The sequence below is a fragment of the Streptomyces sp. GbtcB7 genome, assembly GCF_019091445.1.
Classification (GTDB): domain Bacteria; phylum Actinomycetota; class Actinomycetes; order Streptomycetales; family Streptomycetaceae; genus Streptomyces; species Streptomyces mirabilis.
In genome coordinates this window covers 1-7,440 of record NZ_JAGXJM010000095.1, presented here as the reverse complement: position 1 = coordinate 7,440, position 7,440 = coordinate 1, and the positions used below count along the sequence as shown (strand labels likewise).

Sequence of the window (7,440 nt, the reverse complement as noted above, 5' to 3'; positions counted from 1 at the left end):
TCTGCGGCGGCCCCACCGAGTCCATGAGGGAGACCCTCGGCCGCGCCCTCGCCAAGCGGACAGGCGGCCGGTGACCACCGGCCGCGGGCCCGGGCGCATCCGGTGACCCGACCACGAGCGCGGGTTCCCCACCGCGTCGACGCCTGCCCGGCACCTCCTCCGGCGGCTTCCCGGTTCCGTACGACGAGAGCTCCTTCGAACCTGAGGACCCGCATATGAACAGCTCCGTCATGTCGAGCCCACCCGGGCTCGACATGCCTGCCCTTGAGCAGTACTTCGATTCCCATATCGCGGACCGCCAAGGGCCGCTGCACGCCACCTCTATCCAGGGCGGCCGCTCCAACCTCACGTATCACGTGACCGACGGGCACACCGACTGGATCGTGCGTCGGCCACCGCTCGGCGGACTCACCCCCTCCGCCCACGACGTGGGCCGTGAGTATCGAGTGATGTCGGCTCTGGGGCGCAGCGAGGTCGCCGTTCCCGAGACCGTCGCGTACTGCTCCGACGACCGGGTGATCGGTGCTCCGTTCACGGTCGTGTCCCGGATCGACGGGCGCGTGCTGCGTACCCGCCAGGACACCGGCGAGTTCACCCCGTACCAGCTCAAACAGTGCGCGGACGGACTGGTCGCACAACTCGCGCTGCTGCACTCCGTCCCCTACCGAAACATCGGGCTCGCGGAATTCGGCCGTCCCGAGGGTTACGTCCAGCGGCAGATCAACCGCTGGCGTGAACAATGGGATCTGGTGGCAACCCGGCCGCTGCCCTCGCTGCACCGGCTGTTCCGGGCACTGGAAGCGTCCGTCCCGTCCGAGAGCGCCGCCGCCGTGGTGCACGGGGACTACCGGGTCGACAACGTCATCCTGCACCACTACGACCTGGGCCAGGTACTCGCCGTCGTCGACTGGGAGATGGCGACGATCGGCGACCCGCTCGCGGACCTCGGTATGTTCCTGGCTTACCGGAACCCGGCCGTCGACGCCCTGTTGGACGGCCCCGCGGCCACCGACCCCAAGTTCCCCACCCAGCTCGAACTCGCGGAACACTACGCTCTGCTGACCGGCCGGGATCTCACCCACCTGCCGTTCTACCTGGCTCTGGCCTACTTCAAGATCGCGGTGATCGCGGAGGGCGTGTACACACGGCATCTGGCGGGCGTGACGATGGACGACAGCTTCGCTGGAGCGGGTGCCTCGGTCATCCCGCTGGTACAGGCCGGGCTGAGATCGCTGGGCCGTGACGGAGGTGCCGAATGACTGGCGGCCCGCGGGCGGCGCTGGTCACCGGTGCCACCCGGGGCATCGGGAGAACGGTCGCTCGGCGACTGGCCCAGGAAGGCTATGACCTAACCCTCACCGGCCGAGACCCGGCGGCACTGGCCGAGGCAGCCGCCGAACTCGGCGGCCTCGGACGCCGGGTGGAGGTGGCCTCGGCCGACATGGCTGCCGAGCACGACGTCCGGCGGGTGGCCCAGGTCCACCGCGCCGCCTTCGGCCGGCTGGACGCCCTGGTGCTCAGCGCGGGCGTCGGCTCGTCGGCACCGCTTGGAGGTTATCCACTCAAGCGGTTCGACAAGCAGTTCACCGTGAACGTCCGGGCGCCCTTCACCCTCATCGACGAGTGCATCGACCTTCTGCGGGCCACCGCCAAGGAGGTGCCACTGAGCGGCACGAAGATCATCGCGATCTCCTCCATCACCGCTTCCGCCCCCGAGCCCGGCCTCGCGGCCTACGGCGCGAGCAAGGCCGCTCTGATCGCCCTGTGCGAAGCCGTCAACACCGAGGCGTCGGCCGACGGGGTGACGGCGACCGCGATCTGCCCGGGTTACGTGGACACCGACATGAGCGCCTGGATGCACGACCGCATCCCACCCGCCGAAATGATCACGACCGGCGACCTCGCCGAACTCGTCCTCGCCCTCACCCGGATGTCCGCCCACGCCGTCGTGCCGCAGATCCCCGTCGTCCGCGCGGGCTCGCAGCTCTGGCGGGCATGAGATCTCGTTCCGTCCCGGCGAGGCGGGCGTGGAACCCCTCCCTGCCATAGGCGGCGCCCCGCCGTCGTTGCGGTGGAGAAACGACCTCAGAGTTCGGCTCCGACACCTTGACCTTTTGCATAATCACAGTAGCTTAGGTGATTATGATGTGAGGCACCCTGCGGCGATGGCCAGAGCACGCGGGTCAACACTCCGAATCTCCCATGGGAGCCACCATGACCACCCAATCGGTAGCGGATGGGCGCACGGCGTTCATCGAACAGTCATTGCACGTCGGAGACCCTGTCGCCGACGCAGTCATCGTCGAACTGGACGAGTTCGGAGCGGCCGGTCGGCGTCTCCTGAACGAGGGGCTGCGGGGTGGGCTGGCTTCACTGGCCGATGCCCCGCCAGCGATCGCCGCCCTGTTGCGCGAGAGCGAGGCCACCCCGGACTGGGTCGATACCGAACGGCTTGCCGCCGGGGAGACCGCGTTCCTCTCCGTCGAGCCGCTCTGGACCCAGATCGTCCTGTCAGTCGGCTCCCTGCTGCCCGGCTACAGCACACCGCGCATCGCGCGCGTCCTCACCGGTACGGGCCGGCTGGTCAACACCACGCAGCGTCGGCTGCAGGAGACCGGCAAGTGGCTCAACAGCGTCACCCTGCCGGGCGGCATGCTGCCAGGTGCCCCCGGCTATGTCGACACCGTGCAGGTACGGCTGATGCACGCCCGGGTGCGGGCCACCAACATGCGACATGGCTGGGACACGGGCGCTCTGGGCGTGCCGATCAACCAGGCCGACGTGGCGCGCACCTGGCTGGACTTCACCTACAGCCCCTTCATCGCACTGGAGAAACTGGGCGTCACCTTCACCGACGAGGAACTGCTCGGCCTGTACCGGCATTGGCACTACGTCGCACACCTCATGGGCGTCGACCCCGTCTTCTACCGGGACGTTGTCGACCACCAGCAGGCCGGGGAGTGGTACCACGCGATCGAGGCGGTCAGTGACTCTCCCGACGAGAACGCGGTCGCTCTCAGCTCCTCGCTGCTGGAGGTGGTGACCCGGATGCTGTCGGAGCTGGCGCTCAAGACGCCGCTGCCACTCACGCAGGACCTCGTCGCCGCCTTCGCCCGCCGCATCCTGGGTGACCAGCTCTGCGACCAACTGGGCATCGCGCAAACGGACCTCGTACCCTTGGTCGATCTCCTCGCGGAACGCAACGCACAGACGCGGCGCTGGCAGCGCGCGTCGCCGGAAGCCTGGCAGCAGGCACTGGAGGAGAACATCGGCGTCCGACGATTCCTGGTGGACCTGACCGAGGGTGCGACCACCTACCAGCAGAATCTTGCCTGATCCGTCCGGTGAGCCCGTCGCGCCCGTGGTCGGCTGCCGTTGTGTCCTGCAGAGAGCATGGTGCTGATTCCTGGGTCCGTCAGGGCAGCAGCCGGGCTTGGTCGAGGCGCCGCAGCGCTCGTGTGCGATGACTCGGCTTCCGGTGCCTCTCACTCATGTCTGAATCCGCTGTCGTTTGTTGTACAGATCCTGGGAGATCAGCGATGTTCATCACCGCCGCCGTGCTTGCCGTCCTGTTGGCTCTGGTCTATCTGGCCGCCGGCGCGCCCAAGGCGGCCGGTCAGACCAAGACCACGGAACAAGCGGACCATCTCGGTGTCTCGCCCGGCCTGTACCGGGCGATCGGTGTGCTTGAGGTGCTGGGAGCCGCGGGAGTGGTCATCGGCCTGTGGCTGGCATGGCTGGGTGTCGCGGCCGGCACCGGTCTCGTCCTGCTGATGATCGGTGCCGCCGCAGTCCACGCCAGAGCCAAGGACCCGGGCAAGGTGCTCGCTCCTGCCGTGGTGCTCGCGCTGGTCGACGTTGCGTATGTGGTTCTTCGGGCAGCCACTGCCTGATGGCGCCCGGACGGGCCGAACGCCGGAACCATCGGTGGACGAAGTCACTGGTAGGAGCCGCGCGGTGGACGCGGGATACTCGGAATCGGCATCTCCTTGTGACGGCGCACTCGCGGATCACCAGCCGTCGGGAGTGCCGCAAGGGGTTCAGAGGCCCTGGGGGAGCGTCTGCTCGGCCCAGATCGTCTTTCCGTCGACGGTGTGGCGGGTCCCCCAGCGATCGGTCAGCTGTGCGACGAGCAGGAGGCCTCGGCCGCCTTCGTCGAACGCGCGCGCTCGGCGGAGATGCGGTGAGGTGCTGCTGGCGTCGGAGACCTCGCAGATGAGGGTGCGGGCGCGGATGAGTCTGAGCTGGATGGGGGCGCCGCCGTAACGGATGGCATTCGTGACCAGTTCGCTCACGACGAGTTCGGTGACGAAGGCGGCCGCTTCCAATCCCCAGCTGGACAGCCGCTCCACCGCCTGCTTGCGGGCGACGGCGACGACGGCCGGGTCGGCGGGCAGCTGCCAGGTGGCGACGTGGGACGAGTCCAGTGCGTGGGTCCGGGCGATGAGCAGAGCGACGTCGTCGGTGGGGCGGTCGGGCAGGAGCTGGCCGAGCACGGCGTCGCAGATCTCTTCCAGAGTTCGTCCCGGGGCGGCGACCGCACGACGCAGCTTCTCGATGCCGACTTCGATGTCCTGGTCGGCGGCCTCGACCAGGCCGTCGGTGTACAGCGCGATGAGGCTGCCTTCCGGCAGATCGAGCACGGCCGACTCGAAGGGAAAACCGCCCAGCCCCAGCGGCGGCCCGGCAGGGAGGTCGGGGAACTCGACGGTGCCGTCGGGGCTGACGAGGGCGGGTGGAGGATGGCCGGCCCGGGCGATGGTGCAGCGGCTGGAGACAGGGTCGTAGACCGCGTACAGGCAGGTGGCGCCGACATCCCCGGCGGCCTGCGGCCGACTGCCGTCGCCGTCCCATTCCTCCTCACGGTCGAGGCGCAGGACGAGGTCGTCCAGGCAGGTGAGCAGCTCATCCGGTGGCAGGTCCACGTCGGCAAGGGTGCGTACCGCTGTACGCAGCCGCCCCATGGTGGCGGAGGCATGGATGCCGTGGCCGACGACATCGCCGACGACCAGGGCGACTCGGGCGCCGGACAGGGGGATCACGTCGAACCAGTCGCCGCCGACGCCGGCCTGTGAACCGGTCGGCAGATAGCGCGAGGCCACGTCGACTGCGGCTTCCTTGGGCGCCTGATGGGGGAGCAAGCTGCGCTGAAGGGTCAGGGAGGTGCTGCGCTCCCGGGTGTAGCGGCGCGCGTTGTCGACGCAGACCGCCGCCCGGCCGGTGATCTCCTCGGCCAGCAGCAGGTCGTCGTCGTCGAAGGGCTCGGGATTGCGATGTCGCGCGAAGAGCCCGAAGCCCAGGGGAGTCCCCCGAGCGCGCAGCGGCACCAGGAGAACCGAGTGCAGGCCGAAGGTCGAGACCATGGACGCCTGGCGCGGATTCTCCGCCAGCCAGTCGGGGAACTTTGGACCAGTGCTGCTGTGGCGGGTGGCCCGGCCACTGGCCAGTGAGTGCAGCAGCGGTGATCCCTCCTGGAACAGGCTCAGCTCACCCGGCTTGAAGGTTGCCTCGGGGCAACCGTCGAGGACGGACCGGTTGGCCGCACGGCGCATCGCGGTGGCATCCGCGGGTCCACCGGGCTTGGGCTCCTCTCCGCTGTAGACCGGGTCGAGCAGGTCGATGGCGGCGAAGTCCGCCAACCGGTCGACGGCCAGCTCCGCCAGTTCCTCCGCGGTACGCACCACCTCCAGGGTGGTGCCGATACGGATGCTCGCCTCGTTCACCACGTCCAGTCGCCACCGGGCCCGCTCCGTCTCCGTGATGTCGAGTGCCGCGGTGGAGGCGCCGTGGACGAGGCCCGTGGGGTCTTTGAGCGGCGAGACCAACAGGGACCATGTGCGTGGACGGGTCTCGCCGGGGGAACGGGTGGACACCTCCTTGTGGACCGGCTCCCCCGTCCGGAGCACCTGGAAGACCGCCCTGGCCATGTCGCCGCAGAGCAGTCCGGCGCGGAGTTGGTCCAAGCGGTGACCGAGGAGCGTCTCCTCCCGCATGCCCAGCAGACGCAGCAGTTCGACATTGGCTACGGTCACCCGTCCCTCGTAGTCGTGGATGCTCACCGCGATGGGCAGTTGGGAGAGCGTCCAGTCCCGCAACGCGTCACTGGTGTTTCTCAGGCCAGGCCTCTCCATGGCGGTGTGAGGCTTCTCGGTGATCAGCACCCAGCCGGCATCTCCGTGGGCATCCCGTTGCGGGAAGGCTCGCAGTGCGAGGTCGACGTGGCGGCCGTCCAGGTGCTGTACGGAGAGAGTGCCGCTCCACTCGGTACGAGCGGTCAGGCAGGTTCGGGCCGACGCCGGGAGGCCCGAGGCGAGCAGGTCGGCAGCGGCACGCCCCACAACGTCGCCGGGCGGGTGGCCGAGAAGCTGTTGAGCGGCGGCGTTCCACATGGTGACGATGCCCTTGGCATCGACCGACACCACACCTGTGACCAACTCACGAGTGCGACTGCTGTCGTCTTCGTGCCAGGAGACTTCGCTGTCCATTACTGCTCACTTCGGTGTCATACCGATACCGCTACATCATGCTTTGTGAAAATTTGATACTAAGCATGCACTTTCCAGCATGGTGCCGCCCACGCGCGGTATCAACCGGTGGCTCAGGGGCCGGTGACTTGGCGATGGCGTGGAGCGGCATCACTGCCATGGCCGTGAAGTCACGCGTGAAGGCGGGAGCGGTTTCCAGCTCTCGGAGGGGCGCCTGGGTCATCGGATGACACCCTCCTGGCGGAGGGCCTCCAGGTCGTCGGACCCGAGTCCGGCAGCCCCCAGGACCTCGTCGGTGTGCGCGCCGATCGCCGGTGCCGGGACCGGTGGAGCAGCCGGAGAAACACTGAACCTGGGGGCGGGCGCCGGCTGATGACCGCCCCCCGCGTGCGACAGGTGTGTGCCGCGCGCGATGTTGTGGGGGTGCTCGGCCGCTTCGGTCAGGGAGAGCACCGGGGTCACGCAGGCGCCCCGACCGTCGAAGGTCTTCGCCCAGTCGTCCCTGGAGCGCGCGGCGAAGATCGCCGTGAGCCGTTTGCGCATGGCGGGCCATGCCGAGGGATCCGCCTGATGGGCGAAGTCCGGGTCCTCATCGAGGCCGAGAACCCGCAGGAGCGCGGCGTAGAACTGGGGTTCCAGCGCTCCCACGGCGATGTGCCTGCCGTCCGAGCAACGGTATGCGCTGTAGTAGGGGGCTCCGCCGTCGAGCAGATTGACGCCCGGCTCGTCACGCCAGGTTCCCTCGGCGAGGAATCCGTACGTCATGGACAGCAGGAGGGCGGTGCCGTCGGTCATGGCAGCGTCGACGACCTGCCCCCGGCCGGTCGCACGGGAGTGCAACAGGGCGCTCACCAGCCCCAGGGCGAGCAGCATGCCGGCACCGCCGAAGTCCCCGACGAGGTTGACCGGCGGCACCGGGTCGCCGCCCGGAGGGGCGATGGCGTGCAGCGCGCCG

Annotated in this window: 6 protein-coding genes; 4 read left to right on the top strand and 2 right to left on the bottom strand. The window is 68.9% G+C overall.

The window, feature by feature from the left end; all coding sequences use genetic code 11:
- The first annotated feature begins 215 nt into the window (after nt 1–215).
- From KVT44_RS55045 to KVT44_RS55030, 4 genes are all read left to right on the top strand, one after another.
- On the top strand, nt 216–1,259 hold the full coding sequence (locus KVT44_RS55045; protein WP_217576725.1) for a phosphotransferase family protein: 1,044 nt from the start codon (nt 216–218) through the stop codon (nt 1,257–1,259).
- On the top strand, nt 1,256–1,999 hold the full coding sequence (locus KVT44_RS55040) for an SDR family oxidoreductase (protein ID WP_217576723.1): 744 nt from the start codon (nt 1,256–1,258) through the stop codon (nt 1,997–1,999). The genes KVT44_RS55045 and KVT44_RS55040 overlap by 4 nt, the downstream gene beginning before the upstream one ends.
- A gap of 215 nt (nt 2,000–2,214) precedes the next feature.
- A complete protein-coding gene (locus KVT44_RS55035) occupies nt 2,215–3,336 on the top strand; it encodes an oxygenase MpaB family protein (RefSeq protein ID WP_217576721.1) in 1,122 nt (373 codons plus the stop codon).
- Nucleotides 3,337–3,539: 203 nt separating this feature from the next.
- Nucleotides 3,540–3,893: a DoxX family protein gene (locus KVT44_RS55030; protein WP_217576719.1), complete on the top strand. Its 354-nt coding sequence runs from the start codon at nt 3,540–3,542 to the stop codon at nt 3,891–3,893.
- Between the two features lie 147 nt (nt 3,894–4,040).
- Here KVT44_RS55030 and KVT44_RS55025 read toward each other — a convergent pair whose 3' ends face one another.
- Entirely contained in the window at nt 4,041–6,485 is a 2,445-nt protein-coding gene (locus KVT44_RS55025) for a SpoIIE family protein phosphatase (protein WP_217576716.1), read from the bottom strand.
- A gap of 219 nt (nt 6,486–6,704) precedes the next feature.
- Nucleotides 6,705–7,440, bottom strand: a 736-nt coding sequence (locus KVT44_RS55020; RefSeq protein ID WP_217576714.1) for a CoA transferase, incomplete at its 5' end; no start/stop codon positions are given.

What these genes read in the sequence shown, in the direction of transcription:
- KVT44_RS55045 (WP_217576725.1), top strand. Translation starts at nt 216, where the DNA reads ATGAACAGCTCCGTCATGTCGAGCCCACCCGGGCTCGACATGCCTGCC.
- KVT44_RS55040 (WP_217576723.1), top strand. Translation starts at nt 1,256, where the DNA reads ATGACTGGCGGCCCGCGGGCGGCGCTGGTCACCGGTGCCACCCGGGGC.
- KVT44_RS55035 (WP_217576721.1), top strand. Translation starts at nt 2,215, where the DNA reads ATGACCACCCAATCGGTAGCGGATGGGCGCACGGCGTTCATCGAACAG.
- KVT44_RS55030 (WP_217576719.1), top strand. Translation starts at nt 3,540, where the DNA reads ATGTTCATCACCGCCGCCGTGCTTGCCGTCCTGTTGGCTCTGGTCTAT.
- KVT44_RS55025 (WP_217576716.1), bottom strand. Translation starts at nt 6,485, where the DNA reads ATGGACAGCGAAGTCTCCTGGCACGAAGACGACAGCAGTCGCACTCGT.